Genomic DNA, 23,331 nt, shown 5'->3' with positions numbered 1-23,331 from the left:
CAGGCCCCGCCATGCCACAACCGACGCCACACGGGCTCCCTGTAGTTCGCGCTCTTCCCCAAAGCCAAGGCTCGCTGCCTTGGCTTTTTCGCTTTCTGGCATCTGCGTTTGGCCGGAAATAACCTTCAGGAGACCTGACACGTTTCGCAAGCACTATCCATCTAACCCCCATGAATCCTCGACAAGGAGCGGCGGGACGCCATGTCAACAATTCCCGCTGGGGCAGGTCGTCGCCACGCGAGGCGTTGTCGCCCACTTGACGCGCCACCTGATCGGACCCGGCTTATATCTGTCACGGCACGCACGCGGCGATTGGGGCTCGGTGCCCGAAGAGGACGCGAAGGCAAACGACCTAGCAGTGATCAGCGGGGCGCGAATCCTGTCGGCATATGACATTGCCGGCGTGCGGGTATGGATCATTACCGAGGCTGACCGAAGCGTTACGACGCTGCTCTTGCCCGAAGAGTACTGAGCCATGACGTGATCCACATCAGGCAACCCAAATCCAGTGAGGGCGGAGTCGCTGGTTGACCTATTCCTAACTGTCCTATCGGTGTGCCAATCACCGCCTCTGGCGCGTTCGACTACGAGGCGGCCGATCCGTCGGCTGACTGCTAGCCGACGTCAGGTAGTGTGTTCGTCTCCAGAGGCTCGCCGGCGATTGCCGGGCACATACCTACGACTGCCCTCCGATAGCTCAAGTAGCTCCACTCGCTCACCTTCCTAATGGCCAGGTCACTTTACGGCCGGCCCTAGCGCGGCAATCTTGCCGCGTTTTCGCCTTTCGCTGATTAGCGAAAAGGCTCACTTCGCAATACTCAAACAAGCCATGAAAAACGACACCAAGCTCGGTTGGGCGACGTTCGCCCATACGCAGCCGACATCAGGCCGGTCCAACGGCGCCACACATCGCCGAAGCCTGTCGGCTGATGGGTATGTGGCGGCCGCCCGCTCGACGGCGACTCAGCGCGGCTATGCAGCAGATGTGCGACATTTCATAAGCAAGGGGTGCAAGATTCCGGCAACGCAGCAGCAGTTGGCGGCATACCTTGCCGAGCTGGCATCAACTTTGGCCGTTGCCACCATAGAGCGGAGGCTGATCGCCATCCATCGTGCACATGTCGACAAGGGGCTGGATTCGCCGGCCCGGGACGCCTTGGTGAAACAAACTATGGCGGGTATCCGGCGGACCTTGGGTACGCGACAGCGCCAGGCCAAGGCCCTGGTCAAGGATGACTTGCTCGAAATGCTGGTGATGGTGGATCAGCGCAAGCCGATCCAGGCAGCGCGCGACCGCGCGCTGCTACTGGTGGGCTTCGCCGGGGCGTTTCGACGATCTGAACTGGTGGCAATCCGGTGCGAGGACATCACGGAGCATGCGAGCGGCCTAGAAGTCCTGATTCGACGTTCGAAAACGGACCAGGCGGGGGCCGGCCGTACCGTGTTCATCCCATATGCAAAAGGCGCTCGGTGTCCGGTCAAGGCATTGCGGGGGTGGCTAGAGCTGGCCGGGATTGCTTCGGGCTGGGTATTCCGCAGCGTGAGTCGGTACGATAAGGTCGGAACCGCCGCCTTGTCCGCGCAGTCGGTGGCATTGATCATCAAAGCTGCGGTCCGAAGGACTGGCGGTGATCCGTCTAGAGTCTCGGGCCACAGTCTGAGGGCCGGCTACGTTACGACTGCCGCCGAAGCCGGCCTACAGCCATACCAGATTAAAGAGCAAACTGGCCATCGGTCGGACGTCATGCTGGCCCGCTATATCCGGCCGGTGGCGAAGCCGAAAATTCCGACCTTGCTTTGATTGATGAAGTAGCAATTGCGGGCTCAGCAATCCGGCCTTTTCCTTGGTAGTGAATTTGGTGATGCATAAATCACATTTGGATCACCAAGGGAAGTGAGGTGCGCCCCAAACAAGGCGGTTCGAGGAACCTAATGCGGCACAATTGGCGATCCCGGTTGCTATAGAATATGAGCCAAATTCAGCACACTCATCGGACGTTTTCTTCCACTGAAGCCCAACTTCCAGCTGAACATTTCGTCGCAGTGAATGAAAATAATAATAGGCCTTGAATGACAAATCAGTTTTTTGAGAAGCCGATTCTCAATTCTCCGTACGAGTATCCGGGGCGTCACTGGGAGCTTGACGCGACCGGACAACCAACCCAACAGATCGTCGAAGCTCGCCGCAGGGCTGAATTCATCACGCCCATCCCAAAGGCCAAGAAGCAAAAAGGGGCGAAGCAGGACAGTCTGCTGTTCGACGATCTCTCGACCCAGGCACAGGCCTACGACCACACGGCCATCATCAACTCGGTGCGCCAGGAGGTCGATAAGTGGCGTGCCCTGAAGAATCCCGCGGATTGGCGAGTCACGCCGGAGACGGCCCGATTGCTGCAGCACTGGCGGCATCACGCCTTCAGCAGCATTCGCCCTTTTTTCTGCCAAGTTGAAGCGGCAGAGACGGTCATATGGCTTAGTGAGGTAGCGCCGCAGGTCGGCAAGATTGGCCAGACTTTCCTCGATCACCTGGCCAATGCCAACAACGATGCCAACCCGGAACTGATGCGTTTGGCGCTCAAGTTGGCCACAGGCGCTGGCAAGACGACGGTAATGGCGATGATCATCGCCTGGCAAACCGTCAATGCGGTGCGTCGGCCCGGCAGCAAAAAGTTCACCCGAGGCTTCCTCCTGGTCGCTCCTGGCTTGACCATCAAGGATCGCCTTCGCGTTCTGCAGCCCAACGACCCGGACAGCTACTATGCCAGTCGCGAGCTGGTCCCCAGCGACATGTTGGAGGATCTGAACCGCGCAAAGATCGTCATCACGAACTACCACGCTTTCAAACTTCGAGAGCGTATCGATCTATCCAAGGGCGGCCGTCGGCTGCTGCAGGGCCGCGGCGGCGATGAGCTGAATACCTTGGAGACTGAAGGTCAGATGCTCCAGCGTGTCATGCCCGACCTGATGGGCATGACCAACATCCTGGTCATCAACGATGAGGCTCACCACTGCTACCGCGAGAAGCCTGACGCCGAAACTGATGATCTGAAGGGCGACGAGAAGAAGGAAGCCGAGGAGAACAACGAGGCGGCCCGCATGTGGATCACTGGCCTGGAGGCGGTCAACCGCAAGCTGGGGGTTGCCAAGGTGATTGACCTGTCCGCTACGCCGTTCTTCCTGGCGGGCTCTGGCTATGTCGAGGGCACTCTGTTCCCCTGGACGATGAGCGACTTTTCGCTGATGGACGCCATCGAATGCGGCATCGTCAAGTTGCCTCGCGTACCCGTGGCCGACAACATCCCCGGCGGCGAGATGCCAAAGTTCCGCAACCTGTGGGAGCACATCCGCACACGCATGCCCAAAAAGGGCCGAGGGGCAGCAAAGTCGTTGGACCCCTTAAGCCTGCCGGTCGAACTGCAAACGGCACTGGAGGCCTTATATGGCCATTACCGGAGGACCTTCGACTTGTGGCAAGCGGCCGGCATTAAGGTACCTCCTTGCTTCATCGTCGTCTGCAACAACACGTCCACATCCAAACTGGTCTACGACTTCATCTCAGGCTTTACTCGCGAGAACGAAGACGGTAGCCAGACGCCTGTGCCTGGCCGCCTGGAACTGTTCCGTAACACCGACGAGTATGGCAACCCATATGGACGCCCCCGCACGCTGTTAATCGACAGCGAGCAGTTGGAATCCGGTGAAGCACTGGATGACAGCTTCCGTGCCGCCGCAGGACCGGAGATTGAGCAGTTCAAGCATGAGGTTTTCGAGCGCGGCGGTGCGCTGGCCGACGAACTTCGGTCCGGTAAGGACTTTGACGACGCGCGTCTGCTGCGTGAGGTCATGAACACAGTTGGTAAGGCAGGCCGGCTGGGTGACTCCATTCGCTGTGTCGTGTCGGTATCCATGCTGACCGAGGGCTGGGACGCGAACACCGTTACCCATGTGCTGGGGGTTCGTGCGTTCGGCACGCAGTTGCTCTGCGAGCAGGTGATCGGCCGCGCCCTACGCCGCCAGTCCTACGACTTGAACGAGGAAGGATTGTTCAACGTCGAGTACGCTGACGTGCTAGGCATCCCGTTTGACTTCACGGCCAAGCCCGTCATATCAAAGCCGCAGCCTCCGCGCGAGACGGTGCAGGTGCGTGCATTGCAGGATCGTGCGGCGCTGGAGATTCAGTTTCCCCGAGTGCAAGGCTATCGGGTCGAACTGCCCGAAGAGCGGTTGACGGCGGAGTTCACTGCGGACTCGCAGATGGTGCTGACGCCCGACTTGGTCGGCCCGTCCATTACGCAGAACGCTGGCATCATTGGCGAGACCGTGGACCTCAGCCTTGAGCACCTGGCTGACATGCGGCACTCCACCTTGCTGATGCACCTCACCAAGCGCCTGCTGATGAATCACTGGCGTGACCCCGGCGACGAACCCAAGCTGCATCTGTTCGGCCAACTCAAGCGTATCACCAAGGAATGGCTGGACACCTGCCTGACCTGCAAGGGCGACACCTATCCCGCGCAGTTGATGTACCAGGAACTGGCAGATGAGGCTTGCAACCGCATCACCGCAGCCATTACCAAGGCCGAGCAAGCGAACATGCGCCCAATCAAGGCGGTGCTGGACCCCTACAACGCAACCGGCACCACCCGTTTCGTCAACTTCAACACATCGAAGACTGAACGTTGGGAAACCAGCGGCCCGCCTCCCAAGTGCCACGTCAACTGGGTCATCCTGGACAGCGACTGGGAAGCGGAATTTTGCCGCGTTGCCGAGCGGCATCCGCGTGTTGTGGCCTACGTCAAGAACCACAACCTGGGCCTTGAGGTGCCGTATCGCTACGGCTCAGAGACGCGCAAGTACCGGCCCGATTTCATCGTACAGATCGACGACGGCCACGGCGCCGACGATCTTCTGAATCTGATCGTCGAAATCAAGGGCTACAGGGGCGAAGATGCCAAAGACAAGAAGCTGACCATGGACACCTACTGGGTGCCGGGCGTCAACAATCTAGGCGGCTATGGCCGTTGGGCCTTTGTCGAGTTCGCCGACGTCTACCAATTGCAGCATGACTTCGAGAAGGAAGTTGCCTCTGAGTTCGACCTGATGATGGAACGTGTGACCGGGCTGAGAACGCCTGATGTCGCAGGCTACATCGAATCATCCGAGGACGTGCTGCGAGCAGAAGCCACTTCGATTCCATGGGTCCGACCTGTCTTGGAGTCCCTCTGGCGTAGCGCCGCGCTGCATGAGTATGGTGAGTTGACCTTGTCGGACATTGAAAGAGTAGCCGCCCAAAACCAGGTTGATCCGGCCAACGTGATCGCGATCCTTGCTGCGCTTAGCGGCGAAAGCAAGGGCCGATTTCAGATGAAGTTGATAGACGGCGAATCAAACTCTCAAGTCACATTGCGCGACGCTCTGCTAAAGCGAAGGGCGACGGAGCGTGGCGCTAATGGTGCACCTTGGGCATGGGACGAATGGGCCTCTGAAGTCCGCGTGAGCTGGCTCGGCTATGGCCTTGGGGAGCTCCCCAATGGCTGATAGCAACTTGAAGCGTTTGTGCGAAATCCTCGCGAGGCGTTGTCCGGAGGCGGTTGAATTGCTGACAACCGTGACGGAAGCGGATTTCGACGATGCCTTTGCGCCCTGGCTCGCTCGGGCAATTCACGATCTTGAGGCGAATAGCAAGAACTTTGCGGGCCTTGGCGAGACAGGGCTGGTTGCGGCGTTAGCGATGGGGCTACGCATGCCGGGGCTAACCGTCAGCCAAGAGGAGAACTCGAACGGTCATGTTGACTTGACGGTCTCGCTCGATCACAGCTACCCACTGTTGTTTTCTCTAGGCGAAGCCAAAGTGTATGACGGCCCCAATCTGCACAAGAAGGGCCTGGCACAACTAATGGGCCGGTACATGACTGGGAGAGAGGCTCAATGCCTCATGCTGTCTTTCGTAAAGAAGAAAAACATCGCTGGCATTGCCAAGGAACTTCGCGAAGACATGGACAAGTCGATGCCCTCATCCCAACAGGGCAAGAGTACAGCTTTGCCAATCAAGTGGGCCTTCAAGACGGCGCATTTGCACGCCACTGGCGACCTCCGAACCGTCGCTCACTACAACTGCAATCTCTTCAATCCCGTTTCCGACGCCTCAGCTAGCTCTGAAATTTGAACCATGGCCACTAACAAGACCTCCCCGCTGAGCGTTGAGACGATCAAACACGAAGACGCCAAGCGCAAGAACATTCCCACGGCCGAGTACCAGTCGGTCATGAAGAAGGAGCAGCAGAGCCCGGTGCGCGTTGCGTACCCTCGCGAGCGCGAGGGGCGGAACCGAGACCTGGATCCACAATTGGTCTGGCGCGGTAAGGATGAGCAGGACTGGTCAGACCTGGTAGTGCACGCGCCGCCTCTATACATACAAGAGAAGGTCCACCCCAAGGTGCTAATTGACGACCTCAAGCGGCGGACTGAACGCGCGCAGGGATCGGACTCACCGCAGGTCGACATGTTCGCGGACTTCAACGGCTTGCCGAACGAAGACGCCAAGACCGAGTTCTATGCACATGACGCCCATTGGGCCAACCGCATGATCCTGGGCGATAGCTTGGCAGTCATGGCCTCGCTGGCAGAGCGCGAGGGTCTGCGCGGCAAGGTGCAGTGCATCTACCTTGATCCGCCGTATGGCATTAAGTTCAATAGTAACTTTCAGTGGTCAACCACTAGTCGCGACGTTAAGGACGGCAATGCCGAGCACATTACTCGCGAACCGGAACAAGTAAAGGCCTTTCGCGATACTTGGCGCGACGGGATTCATTCCTATTTGACGTATTTGCGTGATCGTCTAACTGTCGCTCGTGATCTGCTCGATGAAAGTGGATCGATATTTGTTCAGATTGGTGATGAGAACGTACATCGAGTTAGGGCGCTTCTCGATGAAGTTTTTGGTGATGAGAATTTTATTTCACAGATAAATTTTCAGTCCATGACGCCATTGGAGTCCGGGAAGATCGAGTCTGTTTTTGATCACATAGTTTGGTACGCCAAGGACAAAGAAAGAATCAAATATAAGAATCTCTACCGGGAAAAGATGTTTGATGGGAATCCGGAATTTAAATTTCGCGCCAAGGATGTCGGCTACGAAGAGCTGAATCTCTCCGCTGCCCCGGTAGGTTCAACCGCTGGGGTCTTTAAGAGGTCAGTTCTGGAGTCGTCGGGATTCACGCCATCATGCACTTTCACCCATGAGCATAAAGGACAGCCTTTCTTCCCGCGTGGGAAAAAAAGCTGGAGAACAAATACGCAGGGCATGAATCGACTTGAGAAGGCGGACCGTCTCTTTGTCTTAGGCTCGAAGCTTTACTATAAGCTCTACTATGATGATTTCCCATGCATGAGTTATTTGAATACGTGGCCGGACACCGTGGCGGGCTTTGGGGAAACCAAAACATACGTTGTGCAGACGCATCCTAAGATTATTCAACGCTGTATGTTGATGACCACGGATCCGGGCGACTTGGTTCTAGATCCCACGTGTGGGTCTGGCACAACTGCGACTGTTGCAGAGCAGTGGGGACGGCGGTGGGTGACGATTGATACCTCTCGAGTCGCGCTGGCGCTGGCCCGTGCACGAATTATGGGGGCTCGATATCCGTACTACCTGTTGACAGATAGTCAAGATGGTCAGATTAAAGAGGCTCAACTTACCGGAAAGACACTGGGTAATGTGACGACTCGGGGCTCGGTTCGACAAGGATTTGTATACAACCGCGTGCCGAGAATAACCCTGGGATCTGTTGCTCACAACTCTGAGATCGATGTAATTTGGGATAAGTATCAGCTACGACTGGAGCCTCTTCTTGCGGGAATAAATAGCGCGCTCGGTACTTCGTGGCATGAATGGAGCATTCCTCGTCTGCCTGATTCCAAGTGGCCAGCAGCAGTCCAGCGAGATCATGCTGAGTGGTGGAAACTGCGAGTTATTCGTCAAGAGGAGATTGACGCATCCATTGCAGCCAAGGCTGAATTTGAGTACCTCTATGACAAACCGTACGAGGACAAGAAGAAGGTCCGTGTGGCAGGTCCGTTCACGGTGGAAAGTCTGTCGCCGCATCGCGTACTGGCTATCGATGAAAACGACGAGCTGATCGATCCTGCCGACCCTAAGGTGGCCAAGCAGCAAGCCGACTTCGAGGCTGCGCGCGACTTTGTGCAGATCATTCTTGACAACCTCAAGACCGCTGGTGTGCAGCAGGCCCACAAGGAAGACAGGGTCGTTTTCAACTCGCTGGTTCCTTGGCCCGGCGATTTGGTGTGCGCCGAGGGGGGCTACGAAGACAGTGCCGGCGAGAAGCGCGCCGCCATTTTTATTGGGCCGGAGTTCGGCACGGTGTCTCGACCGGACCTGGTGGCCGCCGCGCGCGAAGCTGGCGATGCCGGCTTCGATGTACTGATCGCTTGCGCCTTCAACTACGACGCGCACTCCTCCGAGTTCGAGAAGTTGGGGCGCATTCCTGTGCTGAAGGCGCGTATGAATGCCGATCTCCACATGGCAGAAGACCTCAAGAACACGGGCAAGGGCAATCTTTTCGTGATCTTCGGCGAACCTGATATCGACATCCTGCCCGCCGAAGGCGGTCAGGTGCGAGTGAAGGTCAATGGCGTGGATGTGTTCCACCCCAACACCGGCGAGGTCCGCAGCGACGGGGCCGAGGGCATTGCCTGCTGGTTCATCGACACCGACTACAACGAAGAAAGCTTCTTCGTCCGCCACGCCTATTTCCTTGGTGCGAACGACCCCTACAAGGCACTCAAGACCACGCTGAAGGCGGAGATCAACGAAGACGCTTGGGCGACCTTGAACAGCGACACATCGCGCGCATTCGACAAGCCGAAATCCGGGCGCATCGCCGTGAAGGTGATCAACCACCTGGGCGACGAGGTGATGAAAGTGTTCAAAGTCTCATGACTTTGGGGTTCATTCCGAAAGCCGTTTGATCTAACAGGTAGAGCGATGGAATTTCGTATTTCCGACACCTTCAACGACAGCCTCGCGAGACTCACGGGCGACGAGCAGAAGGCGGTGAAGACGACCGCTTTCGACTTGCAGTTGAACCCAGCGCATCCGAGCATGAGCCTGCACAAGATCGACCAGTCGAAGGACAAGAACTTTTGGTCTGTCCGGGTCAATAGCGACATCCGGCTCATCGTGCACCGGACCGCGACCAGCTTCCTGCTCTGCTACGTTGATCATCACGACAAGGCCTACAAGTGGGCGGAGCGAAGGAAGCTTGAGGTTCATCCCAAAACAGGCGCGGCACAGTGGGTTGAGATTCACGAGCGCGTAGAAGAAATTGTTGGTAAGCGTGCTGCCGGTGGCGACTCAGCTACCGAAGGCTTTGGAGGCCATGCAGGCGGTTTTCCCAAAGGCCATCAACGACAGCAAAAGCCGCAACTCTTTGTTGGCTGCTCGGACGAGGAGCTTCTTGGCTACGGCGTACCGCCCGAATGGCTGGCCGATGTTCGAGCGGCGAACGAAGACAGCTTGCTGATCCTCGCAGAGCATCTTCCGGCCGAGGCAGCGGAGGCGTTGCTGGAGTTGGCAACGGGCGGCGTGCCGACGTCCGTTGCCGGAGCACGACCTGGCGTAGATCCATTCAATCACCCGGATGCGCTGCGTCGATTCCGCGTCATGAAGGACGTGGAAGAGTTGGAGCGTGCCTTCGACTTTCCATGGGAGAAATGGACTGTCTTCCTTCACCCTGCGCAGCGGCAATGGGTCGAGCGCGACTACACAGGACCAGCGCGGATCTCGGGGTCGGCAGGTACTGGCAAGACCATCGTAGCACTGCATCGAGCGGTGCATCTGACTCGCCAGAATCAAGACAGTCGCGTGTTGCTGGTCACATTCTCCGACACTTTGGCTAGCGCGTTGGGGACAAAGCTACAAAACCTGATCGGCAATCAGCCAAGGCTAGCTGAAAGGCTCGAAATCCATGCCATGGAAGCCATCGGCAAGCGGCTGTACGCCGCGTATTGGGGCAAGCCGAAGCTCGCGACGCAGGCGGATCTAGGTCAGGTCTTGCTAGAGGCTGTGAAGGCCGAACCGAGCTTGAAGTTCAGCCAGCGGTTCATCCATGGTGAGTGGGCTGATCTTGTCGATGCTTGGCAGCTCAAGACCTGGGAATCCTATCGGGATGTCAAGCGATTGGGACGTAAGACCAGGCTGTCAGAGGCACAGCGCAGCGCCCTGTGGGCGGTCTTTGAACGTGTGCAATTGATCTTGCAACGACGGGGGCTGATCACGCAGGCTGAGATGTTCTTCCGACTGGCTGAGAAGATGGAGACGCTGCGGCAACCGCCCTTCGAGTTTGTGGTGATCGATGAAGCGCAGGATGTCAGCATCGCTCAGCTCAAGTTCCTCGCGGCCATCGGCGCTAGTGAGGGCCATGTTCGCCCTAACAGCCTATTCTTTGCTGGCGACCTGGGACAGCGGATATTCCAGCAGCCCTTCTCATGGAAATCCTTAGGTGTGGACGTGCGCGGACGGGCGCGCACCTTGCACATCAACTATCGAACATCGCATCAGATTCGGGCTCAAGCCGACCAGCTACTTGGGCCTGACTTCTCGGACGTGGACGGCAATACGGAGGATCGGCGCGGTACCGTGTCAGTCTTCAATGGGCCTGCTCCAGAGGTTCGCTCATTCAAATCTGAGGCCGAAGAATGCCAGGCTGTGACCGCCTGGCTTCTGGAACGTCTGAAAGACGGCTTGATGCCGCATGAACTGGGGATCTTCGTCAGGTCCGATGCACAGTTGGATCGCGCCGTCGTGGCCGTCAAGGCTGCAGGGATCCCACTCGGCGTACTGGACGCACATGTCGAGATCACGAGCGGTCGAGCATCAATCTGTACGATGCATCTCGCAAAGGGATTGGAATTCCGCGCTGTAGCGGTGATGGCGTGCGACGACGAAGTCATCCCTTTGCAGGAGCGCATTGCAGCAGTTGCCGACGATTCAGATCTTGAAGAGGTCTACAATACCGAGCGGAACCTGCTCTATGTTGCATGCACGCGTGCCCGTGACCGATTGCTTGTGACGAGCACCGAGCCTGCGTCAGAGTTTTTGGACGATCTCCGTGGCTAAGGGACGATGGCATCCGGCGAGACAGTCAGGAGCTTCCCTGGTAAGCAACGTCAGCGCAGCGCCACGTAGCGAAAACACACCATTATCGATAGTTTGAAAGGTGTGACGTCGTAGCTGCCGAAGGGAAACTACGCCAATCGGCTCGGCGTTTTTGCCCGTGCATCACCTTCCGACCCAAGCGACTTACGACTTGACAAGCTTCCCAACTCGGAGCGTGAACGCCCGGGTCGAGGGGTGATGGAGACTCGCTTGCTAGCCTCCGGATCCTCCCTTTTCGCTATCCCCGGCAGGTTTTCGCAGCGTTTCGACTATTTCGGAGACTTCGGAAAGAGCATGCTCAACGTCCCGGTACGGCAAGACCTTGAACAGACTGGGTAGGCCAAGCGCCATTAGGGAAACATAGCCATCGCCGAGTTGGAGGCTGTGGATCTCATGATCGGGAGTTCGGTATTGGACCGGAGGCGCCCGATGCCGTTCATCCAACTTGAATGCGAGAACGATAGGAATGTTTCGTGTGCACGCAAGTTGCAGTTCGATGCCGAGTCCGGTGGACGGGTAGCTTGCTTCGGCGATGACCACGTCAGCCCACTCGACCATTTCCTTGTCCCAGAGGTAGCAGAGACGGGCGCGATCAGCGAATGGCTTTTGAGCAAGCTGGGGATCACTATCTCTCAGCGCATACTTGACCTCGGCCGCAGGCTGGCGAGCCAATCCATCGGCAATGCCTTCTATCAACCTGACGTATTCTGCAAATTCGTCTCTGGGAACATGCGTAAGGCCGCATGCGACATAGATCTTCATGTTGTGCATTGAGGCTCAGCTCGCCGGTCGAACGTTAGGCACCATGAACTGCTGCCCGGTTAGCTCAGCAGAAAGCTCATCGAGGAACTGAGGCGGTGACATCCGAATGAATTCGGTCAGGAGCCAGTTCTTCTGGCCAGTCAAGAACGAGGCAAGCTCCATTGGTCGATAGCGGCAGATTTCGCTTAAGCGATGCATAGCCAATAGGGTGCAAGTCAATGGGAATCGCTTCAGACGGGCTGGCCCAGGGACGACTGCCTTTGCGTACCAGAGCGTTTGTGAGCCCGCGATGTAGTTCAGATCGGGTCGAAGCCCTCGCAAGAGCCCCGCTACCGCCGAAGTCTCCGCGGTCGTGCGGGCTACTGGCTGTGTTAGGGCAATATTTGCGACGGACCTAATGGTCCTGCCATCGTTCGCGGTCGGGTCTGCGATGAGCGACGGTGGCAATCGACGGATGAACGTCGGTCCCGCAAAGTCCTTCGACAACATTGCAGAGAAGTAAGCGGTCCTTGAAACTGCATCAAACTCGATACGGCATTCCGTCAGCGGGATGAAGAGGTCTTTCTGGTTTTTGTATGTAAGGCAGAATGTTCGATGAATCCAAGGAATGTTAAAAAGCAGCTCCTCTAAGCTGTGATTAGTGCTCGTCTCCGCTTCTGAGAAGTATTGCGACAATGCGGGCGCAATTCCCCTCTGCATGAGCCTGACACCTTCATTCGACAAAGCAATTTTGCTTGAAGAGCCTCGCATGTTGTGTGCCCGAACGCCGTGGTGCTCATCAAAAGGCACAGACTTGGCGGAGAGTAACGCCTTCACAGCGTTCATAAATGAGTAGTACAGGAGCAATGGTGCCGAACTAACTGGCATACCCTCGGCTGCCTGTGCGAACGTTTGGGCCTGTTGCCAGTAGAAGAGGGCGGAGATCTTGCGTTCCCGACGGAGCCAAAGCGCCACGTATTCCCAGTGGCTGTTCGTCAGCACAGTTCGAGCCCCCAGATTGGGGTTGACAGTTGCTTTGTGCGGGCCTACGTCCCGCTCGTTTATACGAAGCGTTGGCATTTAGCGGTGGTTCTGCGGCTTTCCCTTACAGGTGACCAGTTGGGCGCGGTCCCCAGGGAGGTTTTGGCCAGATTTGCACGCACGAATATTCACGGCAGCTTGAAATCCAGCCCGAGGTGATGACAAAACTCGGCACACAGGGATTCGGCCGAGGCCCAGCCACCACTGTAGCCGTGCTCATCGGGAGTGAGGCAAATCGTCAAGACCTTGATTAGTCCTGTTGCGAGATGCTTCTTGATTGTCAAGCACAGGTCTTCAACATATTCCGGCCCGAGGAGACGCCGGCATTCGCCGTCTTCCATGTCGCAAAAAAAATAATCAAGATCAATATTGACAATCCAGTTGCGACCCTCGGTGAGCCAGAAGTCAAAGTTCTTCGGTATATCCCATGGCAAGACGTTTCTGTATGATCCCTCAGGAACATTGGGCTCATCGCCATCGCCGTGGGTAGCGAAGTAAAGTTGACCCAGATGGTTCTTCTCATGCTCAAGAAAGAGGCTGAGGTAGTTGTCCCAGCGGATGATTTCACAGGGGAATCCATTAATTGTTCCCCGAAAATTCAGATAGTCTACCAGCGACACGCCGCGCATCTGAGCGGGCAGATGCTGCAACCAAAGTGCTAGGTTGCTGCTCAACGTGTCAAAGTGCCGGTCAATGTGAAACAGGTCAGCCCGTTCTTCGCTCGGCAGGTGGCGCAGCCAACACCACCAGGCGGCACGGTGATTGTCCATGATGTAGATCTGGCCGTCCTGCCATAAGAAGTTTTGGGTGCCATGCCCAGAGATTCCACGCGTTTTAAGTGGTATGTGCCATGTGCCAGCCAAATTAGATCTCCGTAGTTGATTTGCCTCGCACGTTGCCACAACAAGTGGAAACGAGGTATTTCCAGAAGGATTGCGGGAAATCCTGGCTACTTGCTGCGTATAGTAGATGCTCTGGTCATGCTTCTGCTGCGTCCGCCTTCGGCTTCAGGCTGACCCAGAAGCCCGTCCCATTCTGCTGGTTCATGACCAAGTCGGGGTAAGTGCGAACCATGTCAGATAGCGCGGCATGGCCGAAAGCCTTGGGCGAGAACCCTGGATCTGTGCGTTTGAGGTACTGTCCTAGGGCCCCCAAGCCCACCCAGCCATCTGGCGTGTCGCCGGCGAGCAGCTCGACGGCCCTAATTACTGCCTTGGGTCGCCGCTTCGTCGGGGGCTTCGCAGGAGCCGCGGCAGCCTTTGGTTTCGCCGGGTCTGCTGGTTCGGCGACAGGCTCTGGCGGCAACCACTCGAAGAACTGATCGCTGGCATTGCGCAGTGCGTCAGGCGTCTTGGTCTCCCCAACGATATGCACAGTGGCCCCGCGCTCGCGGAGCTTGCGGCAAAGGTAGGCGAAATCCGAATCGCTCGTGACGAGGCAGAAGGTATCGGCGCGAGAGTCGAACATGGCTTCCATCGCATCCAGGGCCAAGGCGATATCAGCGGTATTCTTGCCCGCCGCATATTGATACTGTAGACAGGGGGTAAAGGCGAGGCGAACCATGGCTTCCTGCCACTTGTGGGCAAGTGTGGCATGGTTTCCGTACCCTCTACGAAGTACGACGCGCCCGAACTGGGCAACGACCCGGAGCGCGTATTCGAGGATCTCTGGACTTGTATTGTCGCAGTCTACGAGTACTGCGACCCGTGCTTCCGCTGGTGCCGATTGACCCGCCATCCTTGCCACCTTTTCATTGTTGTTCCTGCATCATAGCAGGGGCAATTGCCTAGAAGTTGGCTTGGCCAGTGGTGCTGCTGGCCGTGGAGGCTGAGGTGATATTGGCAGGTTTGCTCAATTTATACATCGAATATCAATGAGTGAGCTGTATCGCCACGTCGACCAAACTGAACCGCTGGGGCAACAGCCTCGGCCTGCGCTTGCCGCAACACATCGTAGAATGCGCCGGACTAGCCGCCGGGGACTATCTGTATATACGCCTGTTGGACTCTGGCGAGATCATGATACGCGCGGGCAAGGCCGAAAATGCTCCGCGCGAGTATGGGCTTACTGATGGCCAGTCACAGCAGGATGAGCCCGAGTTGGAGTGGTAACCTTCGCAAGTTGCACATCTTGTTAATTCTTGGCTCCCCGCCGGGCTCGGTAGTTCCTTCAGCGGACCGGCCAGCGTGCTGAGCGGCCAGGATACAAGCTTGGCGAGTGACAGCTTGACCGTGGTAATGGCGAGCATCAGGAGGGGCTTTTTCATAGCAGTTTGCCCGCCGAGTTGGGTGGCGGGGCGATGTGGCGGCGCACGCGTAGTCAGCGAGGATCGCTACACCGCCACAGTTGGTCTCTCAGTCCTTGTTTCTGAGGCAGCCGCTACAGGGCCACAGAGATCGCACATAGGCGGCTACCTAGAAACCGCTACAGGGCTACAGGCTCTGCTCGCCGAGTTCATGCGGCAGCCACGGCTCCTCATATGGGTCGACATAGACCCGCCCGAGGCCCTTGCGAATGCCCGCCCTGTCGCAAAGCTCGTTCCATTCATCGCGCATATTTAGTGAGTGGAACAGCTTCGGGTCGCATCGAATTGCATCCGGCACCGCCACGAAGTTGTCGGGGGCAAGGATATCGCCGATTTGCACCGGAACCTCGATTTCGCCAGGCGGCAGACCGTCAATATTAATCGAGTACTTCTCCCACAGAAACCTGCGGTGACGGCGGAGCGCGCGTCCGTTGTAGTCAAAGTAGGGCAGCATGTCGCCGCCGTTCTGCCAGAACGCCACCGTACCCCTATACGGTTGCGGTATCTGCCAAAGTTCCTCCTGCCGCAGGCGCGCACGGAGACTCCCCCGCAGGTCGTATTTTTTGAGCAGGTCAAGCAGCATTGCGGCGAGCATGGGTGGACTGAGGTGGCGAGGTGTCACTGTTTGTCCGGCGAACCAGGCATGGCTGGCAAAGTACTTCTGTCGGAACACGGCCTCAAGCCTGACATTTGAGGAGGCGAGTTCGCCGAGGGTTTCGGCTGCTTGGCTTTCCGGCAGCACGAGCTTCTTTCGGCGCTGATCGATCTCCGCTGCCTTGTCATATCCCTTCGGGGCAGCCGTTTGCGAGCTTTGGTCGTAGTAGAAGCTCTCATCGTGGTACAGCGCCACATTGATCCCGCAGCGGATACCTGCACAGGCCAAGCCGTTGACTACCGCCCCAACGCTCATTCCCCGCGGGACACGGAGCATGACGGGGATATCTACTCGGGTGACTGTAATGTCTTCGCCGCGTGCAAATTCTCTGGCCCTTTTCAACGGGATGTTGAGCCCATGCCAGTCTTTCACGGCCCTCAGCATAGAGAACGCTGTCATGATCATATCGTTAGATGCGACGATGTTGTGCTCCTGAAGGTGCGCAGCACAGCTTCCTTCAACGAGTAGCCGATTCTTAGATTTGACGTGCTTGACGCTGAGCGTGCGCCGGCCTGACGAAGAGCTCATATTTCCGTGATCGGTGGATCGCGTCTCCTCACCATTCTCTGTCCGTACGTGAGTGGGCAACGTCGCGTCGATGCCATCCACTGCAAGCCCTACGGTGTCGAGCATGATGCAATCTTCTATCTTCGTGGGATTCATAAGGCTGTACTCATCGAATATGAGTTGAACTGGTATTCCATGGATATCATTGACGGCTATCAAGCTGATTCGTACGGATATCTACATGGGAATACAGCTATACAAAATAGGTACATAGTTACGGTATTACGTCACTGCTGCCTTACCGCTGTGTAGCGGTGTGGCGGCTCATGCTGAATCGGGTATGTGGTTACCCTTACCGGGCTTACTCCGGTCGCCAGGGAGATATCGAGCGAATGCGTCCTCAAAGTCCCGGCGGTAGTAACCCTTGAGCGACGGGGCAGGGCCTACGTCTTCCGGCGACCGCTCCGTGCGCAGATTGACGCTTTTAATGTGCAAAGGACGGAGTGACCGTGAAACGTCATGTGCTGTGATTGGCCCGCCGCGCGTGAACGTTGCCCATGGTTTTTCGGGGTCAAAGGTTAAGCTCTGGATCAGCTGGCCTGTCGAGAGCTTTGAGGCTGCTTTCGACTCGAAGGCCAGCTTGATGTCTGCGAGCAATTCTTCCAGGCCAGCCTGAGGCTGATGATCGTTTCGCGTCGAAAGTGTGGTCGCGGCTTGGAGAGCATGCACGAGCCAGTCATCGCCTAAGAGGCTTGCGACTGCGAGTAGTGGCTCCCAGTTGTCCGAGAACCGGTCGTTGCCCAGGTTGATGGAGTCGCCGATGGCGTTTCGGACATCGTTTGCATGTTCATGTGCCAGTCGGGCAAAGCAGGCGCGAATCGGAGCAAACGCATCATTGGCTGATGGTATGTGCTTCTCCACGATATCATCCGGGCGCTTGCGTTGCAGTTCAATCAAGATTGATCGATCCTCCAGCGTTTCGGGAAGGCGGCCAATTCCGAATATCGCCTTCATGAAGAAGGTGCCAAATGAGACGGTGCGGCCTTTTTCCACTCTGGTGATAGACGCCGCCTGTCGCGTGTGACCGGAATTGATGATGCCGATAAGTTCACGGGAGTGAATAAACGTGTCTGCTTCGTCGATTAGGGTCGTCGGCTTGTTGTGCGCTGGCATTCGATACAGCGTCGCCGGTGTTACGTTGGAGGCTGCGTAGGCTCGAAACGCCAGACTCTTCAGAATGCCTAGCGCAGTTGTCTTTCCACACCGCTTGACGGGGGAGAAGAACGCGAGCAACGGGGCGACGCGGATGACGTCAACGAAATAGGTTGCCAATGCCCAGAGGATGATCGCAATAGCGACATGGGCGTCCACGATCAAATGACGCATGACCAGCATCACAGCATGCTGTGCCATCACGCTGCCGCTTATCTGACCTGGCCAGCGACTTGGGGCAGGCGGATCGAGCGGGTCGTCGGCGTGCATGTCGAGCACAGAACTGTCCGGCACAGTAGCAGCGGCGATGCTACGAAGAATGCCGTCCGAACCGAGGGATCTGTAGCATTCGATGAAGGAGTTAGCGTCCTCAGCTACGGCCAGCTTGATGTCCAGGTGAGCGGCAGTTTCGGCGGCGATGCGATGGCTTGGGTCGTCGCTCGTCCCGGTGCACACGATCAATTCCATGTCGGGATACTTCCCTTGGAGGTCTGCAGCAATCTCGAGGATGTTTTCAGCATAGATTGCGCATGCGACCGGGGCGTCGGTCACCTCGTGAATGGCTGCGGCACTCGCCCAATCCGTGGCGATATAGATCGGAGAGTCGCCGAGCTGGACACCAAAGCGGATGTAGCCGCCTTCGATTTTGGCGCCGGGAATCATTAGTTCTTCATGACCGCCGTCCGCCATGCAAGCGACGAGTACATTGCAGGCTTCCCCGGCCTTGTCACAGACTTTGAATATGAGTGCATTGGAGCAGTCGATGCCCCAGATCATCAATGGGGAATTACATTCGAAGCCTACGGCCTTGGTCAGGCCAGTGGCTGCGGCAACTGGGTGAACCCCTGTAGCAAGTGCGAGGTCCGCGAAAACTGTGGCGATTTTTGCCGTGACAGCATCTTTCGAGCGAGGCCATTCCGTTGGGTTCTGCGAAAACAGATCGTGTGTATTCATGGGAGCCTCTTCCTTCTCAGGCTGCCAGCGTTGCATCGCGCTCGGCAATACGCTGCTGTACCCAATCGTTGATCTCTTTACGGACCCAGGCTGTCGCCCTGCCCAGTTTCACGCCTTGCGGAAATCGGCCCCGTCGCATGAGCACGTAGACCTGCGGTCGGCTGATGCCAGCGATCTGAAGTACAGTGGGAAGCCGGATCAGCTCATTGATTTCGGTAGGTGCTGTGCTTTCGCGGGAGCATGTGTAGGGCTTCGCCGTAGACCCCATGAGTTGCGTTGTTGCCAGTTTGATGTTGGTACTTTGCATGGAAGGCTCCGTTCGTCTGTTGAAGGATGTTCGTGATCGAACGGACGCATTCTTCCTTTCAGGGAACCTCACGGCGAATAGCAAGACCTGCTTTAGGCCGGGCTCGGGTCGCACGAAAACGCTTCCTTGCTATTTGCGGGATTACTTGGGGTGTGGTAGTGGCGGCGCAGGCGTTCCGGATTGCGTTGGGGAATTGGCGCCGTGTGGCAGTTGGGCTTGCGAGGGGGGATGTGCCAGCGGCGATTCTCTCGGCTGCTGGCACATCGCTGCGACGGGTGACCTACGTTTCAGTCGAATTAGGTGGCTACTGCGCCAGCGATATCTGGGCATGCACGAGCCAGCGATAGAGCTTCCTGACTAAGAGGTTGGCTCGACGAAGATGCGTTTCCTCCATGGAATCGTGGAAATCCGTCATCCAACTGGGCGAACGTCTGCCCTTAGTGGGGCCAATGCCTACTTCCCGAGCGATGTCATTGGCGCGCGTCTGGTCAAAGTTGGCTGACGCGCTTGCTGTAGCCAGGGCGAGAAGGGCTTTCAGGTAGCGGCTGTTAGTTGGAGGTCTTTCAGACTGACCTGGCACGGTCGGAATGAGTTGGGGAAAACGAGATGGCCAGTTCGTAACCTCCTCTTGCTTTTGGAATCGGCAGTGGATTTCGCGCAGCAGCCGCAGGCAAGTCTCCGTCTCTGTAACGATGGGGCCCAGTGCATCGACGCCGACAACCCGCCAGAAAGAAGCGTTGTCGTCCGTCGAAATGCCCGCATCGTGGGTTCGTCGAAACCCGACATGGGAAAAGACATCCTGATAGTCGGTCGTTTCGATTGTCGCCGTGGAGGTGTCCTTTGTCAGCATGCCGTTTTCGCGCCAGTATGCGCGATGCACTTGAGCAAGTGCCTTTAGGGAGGCGACTTGAGCATCAGGAGGCACGCTGCAGTCAATTGCAGCCCAGACCATGCGCTCGTGGCGGGAGGTATCGCATAAGTTTGCGCACCTGGCCGCGCCATATCCGAAGGCTGTCTCACTGACAACAAGCTGTGGCGGGGTTTCAGTCGGGCGCTTGCCGGCAGCGCGTTGAGCCGGCCAGGTTGCACCGACCTCGATGAGACGGCGGTCTTCCTGAGTGACGCGCTTCAGCGGAAAAAACCAGGAGCCGGCCCCATTCAGTTTCGGCAAAGTCTCAAGTGACGGGTCCAGCCATGCGGCGAGCCCAAACTCGAGGGCGCAGGCAGGGTCGGCTCCTGCTTATACGTGCACATGGGCGGCATTGACGAGGTGGCTTCGGATCTCGCTCAGGTGCTCTGCATCGGGTGTCTCTGCGCTAGCGCGAGCAAAGGCTTGTTTGTAGTCATTGCTCAACCGAAGGAACTGCCACGCCCAGTCATCGGGCGTGTAGTGGGCTTCTGCCTCGGTGGGTGCAAACAACTTCTCGTTGATCGTCGTTACCTGTGCGGGCGGCTCGATGAAATCAGCCCACATCTGCATCATGGCGATGCGTTCCGGCATGTAGTCGGCATGGTTGTAGGCGGCGCGCACGCGGTTGCGCTCGGCGTGGGCGAGCTGGCGCTCGATGACATCCGCACGCACGCCGCGATTGTTCAGCCAAGTACTGGCAGTCGAGCGCAGGCCATGCGGCGAGAAGCGGTTTGCATAGTCCATCCGCTTGAACATGACGTTGGGCGTGGACAGGCTCATGGGCTTGGTGATGGTGCTGTTGCTCGGGAACAGGAAGGGCGAGCCAAACGATAGCGGCCGTAACTGCGTCAATGCTTCCAACGCCTGCCGGCTGAGCGGTACCACGTGGGCATCGCGCATCTTCATGCGCTCAGGCGGGATCGTCCACATCGCCTTGCGCATGTCGAACTCCGACCAGCGCGCCTCAACAATTTCTGTCTTGCGTACGAATGTGAGCAACATGAGCAAGATGCATAGCTTGGTGGCGACAGATCCGGTATCGGCGTCGAGGCGTTCGACAAACTCATGAATCTCATCCTCTCGCAACGGCTGATGGCTGACCTGCGCAGGCAGATCCGCCCAGCCCTTCAAAATGCGCCCTGGGTTCGCCTGAATCTTGAGTTTGCGCATCCCGTGGTCGAACACTTGGATAGCTGTTTGCCGAACGCGCTCCGCTGTCCGCACGCCGCGAACTGATTTGATCCGTTCGAGGACGTTCAGTAGCAACGTGGGGTCAATCGACTCGAGCGGCAGGTTGGCGAGATAGGGGTTCAGATCGCGGCGCAGATAGAGCTCGTGGGCCTCGCACCATACATCGGAGCGTTGATCTTTCTTGCTGTCATACCAGTCCTTCGCCACATCGGAGAAGCTGTTGCCGAGTTGCGCTTCCGATGCCAGTTTAAGCAGCTTCTTGTTGATGGCGGGATTGACGCCGCGAGCGAGTTGCTTCTTGGCTTCGCTCAGGCATTCACGAGCTTCCGCGAGACTGATGGAGGGATATGTGCCGAACGTGATCGTGTAGCAGCGGCCAGCATACCGATAGGTGTAGCGCCAGGACTTGGATTTCTTGAAGACGACCAAGCACAAGCCCGTGCCATCGCGCAGCGTCCGCGCCTTGTCGTCATATTTGATGCTCTCGATTTTCTTGGTGCTCAGAATCATTCTGGGACTCAATGTAGAGGTATTGGGCGGCATCAAACATAGCAATGGCGCTGGCTCGCGGTCCATCGTCGGCTAACTTTGGCGGATCCACGGTTTTTCATTAAATGGATGACAAGCGGGGGAGCATTGGGTACTGTCTTCGGCATGACTAGGTAGCTCTGCTGACACGATGGCAATGAAGCAGTACAAGAGAGATTTGGAAGGGATGGAAGAGTGTCGGCGCGATGGCATGCGCATGCTCGCTCGCGGCGTTTCCCAGGCGGAGGTGGCGCGCCATCTCGGTGTCAGCCGGCAGGCAGCATCAAGTTGGGCCAAGAAGCTGGCAGAGAGTCCCCAGGCGTGGCGTCAGCGGCCATTGGGGCGTCCTGCCGGTTTGAATGAAGCGCAACGACGCTCGTTGAGGAAGACGCTGTTTGTGGGGCCTACGAAGCGCGAATCCCCATCGGGCTGGTGGACGCTGGCACTAGTCAGTCAGCTTATCGAGCGGAAGTTCGGTGTAGCCTTTGGCGTGCCGAACGTTCACCGCACGCTAAGGGAGATGGGTATCCGATTGAGGGGGCCAGCAGCGCCGCGAAAGAGATCGCCTGCTAGGAGACCGCCTGAAGGTGGTACATGAGAAACTAAGCATCCTCATTACAGCTCAGACTCGCGTCGGCCACGAAGCCGGGCGGAGCCCGTTTCGGTGTCACACGCCTAGTCGCCGAAGCAAGACGCTCCGCATTAGCACCACCGCGCGCGCACGCAGATGAACGCGGGGGCTTGGGATAGTTCCGTATAGAGGCGCTCCGATGCCTCCTTCATTTCCGGTAACGGACGGGGCTCAATGAATCGATCCAGGGACCATCCACTGTTCGTCAGACCGTTCAGAATGTCGGAAAGGGGCCTGCGGTACGCCTGCACATAGGGCTTGGGCTCGCCAAAGCCTGACCAGTAGAATCCGAATTTGGATGTGTCGAAATAGTTAGTTTCGCCTCGTGTCCGCTCATCCATCCAATCTCGCATCGGATGTGCCATCGAGAACACCAAAGTCGCCCCCGGCCGCGACACCCGTCGGAATTCCCCGAGAACCGGCGCGAGATTCTCTACGTAGTCGAAAGCAAGCGAACACAAGATCTTGTCGAATGAATGGTCCTGCAGCCACGCGAGAGGCATAGAAAGATCACCCTCTACTACCTCCACGGGTAAGCCGGCACAGCGAGTGCGAGCAAGTTTCACCATCTCCGGGGTTGCATCGAATGCATGCACCATGGCTCCGCTACTCGCGAGCTGCTGACTACAAATGCCCGGCCCACATCCGGCATCGAGAACCGCTCGCCCATTGACATCACCAAGAAGTGCCATCGATGTTGGGCGCTCATAGAGGGCGTTATGCGGTTTGGTCGGGGCAATCTCGGCGTAACGCTCGGCGAATTCAGCGTACGCCTTGCGGCCGATGGATTCGCTCACCTTGCTCTTGTCGACCATGCAACATCCTTTATTGAGAGGGAAGAGGGGAAATTCTGCCTCATTCGGAGCGGCTTACATAAGGTTCATCGGCGAATTCCGGGGCGGCTCGGATCTTGAGGCAGAAGTAGTGGTAGTCGCAATCTCGCGCAGGGGAGCCGGCTCATCCCACAAGAAGGGCAATCCACGCACGCCACGGCAGCGAGACACCCGTGACCGCAAGCACGACCGCGATAATCACCTTGCGTAGGTCGCGCGCAACAAGGGCGAGCAGGCGGGCGCGGTCGTCCTTGAACTCGCAGTACGGTGCCGCCGCCCATCGAGCCCAGCGACCGAACAAGCTCCTTTCTTCCGGGGAGTCTTTGATGCGAGCCAT

Annotated in this window: 18 protein-coding genes; 7 read left to right on the top strand and 11 right to left on the bottom strand. The window is 57.4% G+C overall.

Translation table 11 applies throughout. The features are described from left to right. Positions 1–829: 829 nt before the first annotated feature. From FOB72_RS11255 to FOB72_RS11235, 5 genes are all read left to right on the top strand, one after another. Positions 830–1,801, top strand: coding sequence for a site-specific integrase (locus tag FOB72_RS11255; protein WP_150372587.1), 972 nt, complete (start codon positions 830–832; stop codon positions 1,799–1,801). 269 nt (positions 1,802–2,070) lie between these two features. Then, positions 2,071–5,538 (top strand): BPTD_3080 family restriction endonuclease, encoded by a 3,468-nt coding sequence (locus FOB72_RS11250; RefSeq protein ID WP_150372586.1) that lies wholly within the window; start codon positions 2,071–2,073, stop codon positions 5,536–5,538. Beyond that, complete coding sequence (locus FOB72_RS11245) at positions 5,531–6,166, top strand: hypothetical protein (protein WP_150372585.1); 636 nt, start codon at positions 5,531–5,533, stop codon at positions 6,164–6,166. The genes FOB72_RS11250 and FOB72_RS11245 overlap by 8 nt, the downstream gene beginning before the upstream one ends. 3 nt (positions 6,167–6,169) lie before the next feature. After that, a complete protein-coding gene (locus FOB72_RS11240; protein ID WP_150372584.1) occupies positions 6,170–8,962 on the top strand; it encodes a site-specific DNA-methyltransferase in 2,793 nt (930 codons plus the stop codon). A 45-nt stretch (positions 8,963–9,007) separates the two neighbouring features. Further along, entirely contained in the window at positions 9,008–11,140 is a 2,133-nt protein-coding gene (locus FOB72_RS11235) for a UvrD-helicase domain-containing protein (RefSeq protein ID WP_150372583.1), read from the top strand. 252 nt (positions 11,141–11,392) lie between these two features. On the opposite strand, the gene FOB72_RS11230 is transcribed toward FOB72_RS11235, so the two are convergent. The 4 genes from FOB72_RS11230 to FOB72_RS11215 form a co-directional block, all read right to left on the bottom strand. Then, the gene (locus tag FOB72_RS11230; RefSeq protein ID WP_150372582.1) at positions 11,393–11,950 is read right to left on the bottom strand and encodes a hypothetical protein; all 558 of its coding nucleotides are present in this window, start codon (positions 11,948–11,950) and stop codon (positions 11,393–11,395) included. 6 nt (positions 11,951–11,956) lie between these two features. Further along, the gene (locus FOB72_RS11225) at positions 11,957–13,000 is read right to left on the bottom strand and encodes a YaaC family protein (RefSeq protein WP_150372581.1); all 1,044 of its coding nucleotides are present in this window, start codon (positions 12,998–13,000) and stop codon (positions 11,957–11,959) included. An 89-nt stretch (positions 13,001–13,089) separates the two neighbouring features. Then, positions 13,090–13,731, bottom strand: a complete 642-nt coding sequence (locus tag FOB72_RS11220) for a hypothetical protein (protein WP_150372580.1) — start codon at positions 13,729–13,731, stop codon at positions 13,090–13,092. A 208-nt stretch (positions 13,732–13,939) separates the two neighbouring features. Next, positions 13,940–14,698 (bottom strand): NYN domain-containing protein, encoded by a 759-nt coding sequence (locus tag FOB72_RS11215; RefSeq protein WP_150372579.1) that lies wholly within the window; start codon positions 14,696–14,698, stop codon positions 13,940–13,942. Positions 14,699–14,838: 140 nt separating this feature from the next. Between FOB72_RS11215 and FOB72_RS32955 the strand changes: the two genes are divergently transcribed. Beyond that, complete coding sequence (locus FOB72_RS32955; RefSeq protein ID WP_411859791.1) at positions 14,839–15,072, top strand: AbrB/MazE/SpoVT family DNA-binding domain-containing protein; 234 nt, start codon at positions 14,839–14,841, stop codon at positions 15,070–15,072. 321 nt (positions 15,073–15,393) lie between these two features. On the opposite strand, the gene FOB72_RS11210 is transcribed toward FOB72_RS32955, so the two are convergent. From FOB72_RS11210 to FOB72_RS11190, 5 genes are all read right to left on the bottom strand, one after another. Beyond that, positions 15,394–16,554, bottom strand: coding sequence for a phage/plasmid replication protein (locus FOB72_RS11210; protein WP_191002143.1), 1,161 nt, complete (start codon positions 16,552–16,554; stop codon positions 15,394–15,396). A gap of 198 nt (positions 16,555–16,752) precedes the next feature. Further along, the gene (locus FOB72_RS11205; RefSeq protein WP_191002142.1) at positions 16,753–18,594 is read right to left on the bottom strand and encodes a DUF3631 domain-containing protein; all 1,842 of its coding nucleotides are present in this window, start codon (positions 18,592–18,594) and stop codon (positions 16,753–16,755) included. Positions 18,595–18,610: 16 nt separating this feature from the next. Beyond that, positions 18,611–18,901: a helix-turn-helix transcriptional regulator gene (locus tag FOB72_RS11200; RefSeq protein ID WP_223851309.1), complete on the bottom strand. Its 291-nt coding sequence runs from the start codon at positions 18,899–18,901 to the stop codon at positions 18,611–18,613. A 304-nt stretch (positions 18,902–19,205) separates the two neighbouring features. Further along, positions 19,206–20,072 carry a hypothetical protein gene (locus FOB72_RS11195; protein ID WP_150372576.1) on the bottom strand — a complete coding sequence of 289 codons (867 nt, stop codon included), beginning with the start codon at positions 20,070–20,072 and terminating at the stop codon, positions 19,206–19,208. A 69-nt stretch (positions 20,073–20,141) separates the two neighbouring features. Then, complete coding sequence (locus tag FOB72_RS11190) at positions 20,142–21,512, bottom strand: tyrosine-type recombinase/integrase (RefSeq protein ID WP_191002141.1); 1,371 nt, start codon at positions 21,510–21,512, stop codon at positions 20,142–20,144. A gap of 169 nt (positions 21,513–21,681) precedes the next feature. On the opposite strand from FOB72_RS11190, the gene FOB72_RS32950 reads away from it, so the two are divergent. Next, positions 21,682–22,128 (top strand): winged helix-turn-helix domain-containing protein, encoded by a 447-nt coding sequence (locus FOB72_RS32950; protein ID WP_150372574.1) that lies wholly within the window; start codon positions 21,682–21,684, stop codon positions 22,126–22,128. Positions 22,129–22,232: 104 nt separating this feature from the next. Here FOB72_RS32950 and FOB72_RS11180 read toward each other — a convergent pair whose 3' ends face one another. Further along, positions 22,233–22,976, bottom strand: coding sequence for a class I SAM-dependent methyltransferase (locus tag FOB72_RS11180; RefSeq protein ID WP_150372573.1), 744 nt, complete (start codon positions 22,974–22,976; stop codon positions 22,233–22,235). Positions 22,977–23,118: 142 nt separating this feature from the next. After that, the gene (locus FOB72_RS11175; RefSeq protein ID WP_150372572.1) at positions 23,119–23,331 is read right to left on the bottom strand and encodes a hypothetical protein; all 213 of its coding nucleotides are present in this window, start codon (positions 23,329–23,331) and stop codon (positions 23,119–23,121) included.

This window comes from Cupriavidus pauculus (assembly GCF_008693385.1).
In the GTDB taxonomy this organism is placed as follows: Bacteria; Pseudomonadota; Gammaproteobacteria; order Burkholderiales; family Burkholderiaceae; genus Cupriavidus; species Cupriavidus pauculus_D.
Note: the sequence above shows the minus strand (reverse complement) of the source record. Positions and strands in the feature narration are given on the sequence as shown.

Excerpts from the sequence above, each read along its gene's own strand:
- FOB72_RS11255 (WP_150372587.1), top strand. The coding sequence starts at position 830 with ATGAAAAACGACACCAAGCTCGGTTGGGCGACGTTCGCCCATACGCAG.
- FOB72_RS11250 (WP_150372586.1), top strand. The coding sequence starts at position 2,071 with ATGACAAATCAGTTTTTTGAGAAGCCGATTCTCAATTCTCCGTACGAG.
- FOB72_RS11245 (WP_150372585.1), top strand. The coding sequence starts at position 5,531 with ATGGCTGATAGCAACTTGAAGCGTTTGTGCGAAATCCTCGCGAGGCGT.
- FOB72_RS11240 (WP_150372584.1), top strand. The coding sequence starts at position 6,170 with ATGGCCACTAACAAGACCTCCCCGCTGAGCGTTGAGACGATCAAACAC.
- FOB72_RS11235 (WP_150372583.1), top strand. The coding sequence starts at position 9,008 with ATGGAATTTCGTATTTCCGACACCTTCAACGACAGCCTCGCGAGACTC.
- FOB72_RS11230 (WP_150372582.1), bottom strand. The coding sequence starts at position 11,950 with ATGCACAACATGAAGATCTATGTCGCATGCGGCCTTACGCATGTTCCC.
- FOB72_RS11225 (WP_150372581.1), bottom strand. The coding sequence starts at position 13,000 with ATGCCAACGCTTCGTATAAACGAGCGGGACGTAGGCCCGCACAAAGCA.
- FOB72_RS11220 (WP_150372580.1), bottom strand. The coding sequence starts at position 13,731 with ATGGACAATCACCGTGCCGCCTGGTGGTGTTGGCTGCGCCACCTGCCG.
- FOB72_RS11215 (WP_150372579.1), bottom strand. The coding sequence starts at position 14,698 with ATGGCGGGTCAATCGGCACCAGCGGAAGCACGGGTCGCAGTACTCGTA.
- FOB72_RS11210 (WP_191002143.1), bottom strand. The coding sequence starts at position 16,554 with ATGCTCGACACCGTAGGGCTTGCAGTGGATGGCATCGACGCGACGTTG.
- FOB72_RS11205 (WP_191002142.1), bottom strand. The coding sequence starts at position 18,594 with ATGAATACACACGATCTGTTTTCGCAGAACCCAACGGAATGGCCTCGC.
- FOB72_RS11200 (WP_223851309.1), bottom strand. The coding sequence starts at position 18,901 with ATGCAAAGTACCAACATCAAACTGGCAACAACGCAACTCATGGGGTCT.
- FOB72_RS11190 (WP_191002141.1), bottom strand. The coding sequence starts at position 21,512 with ATGATTCTGAGCACCAAGAAAATCGAGAGCATCAAATATGACGACAAG.
- FOB72_RS32950 (WP_150372574.1), top strand. The coding sequence starts at position 21,682 with ATGGCAATGAAGCAGTACAAGAGAGATTTGGAAGGGATGGAAGAGTGT.
- FOB72_RS11180 (WP_150372573.1), bottom strand. The coding sequence starts at position 22,976 with ATGGTCGACAAGAGCAAGGTGAGCGAATCCATCGGCCGCAAGGCGTAC.
- FOB72_RS11175 (WP_150372572.1), bottom strand. The coding sequence starts at position 23,331 with ATGGCTCGCATCAAAGACTCCCCGGAAGAAAGGAGCTTGTTCGGTCGC.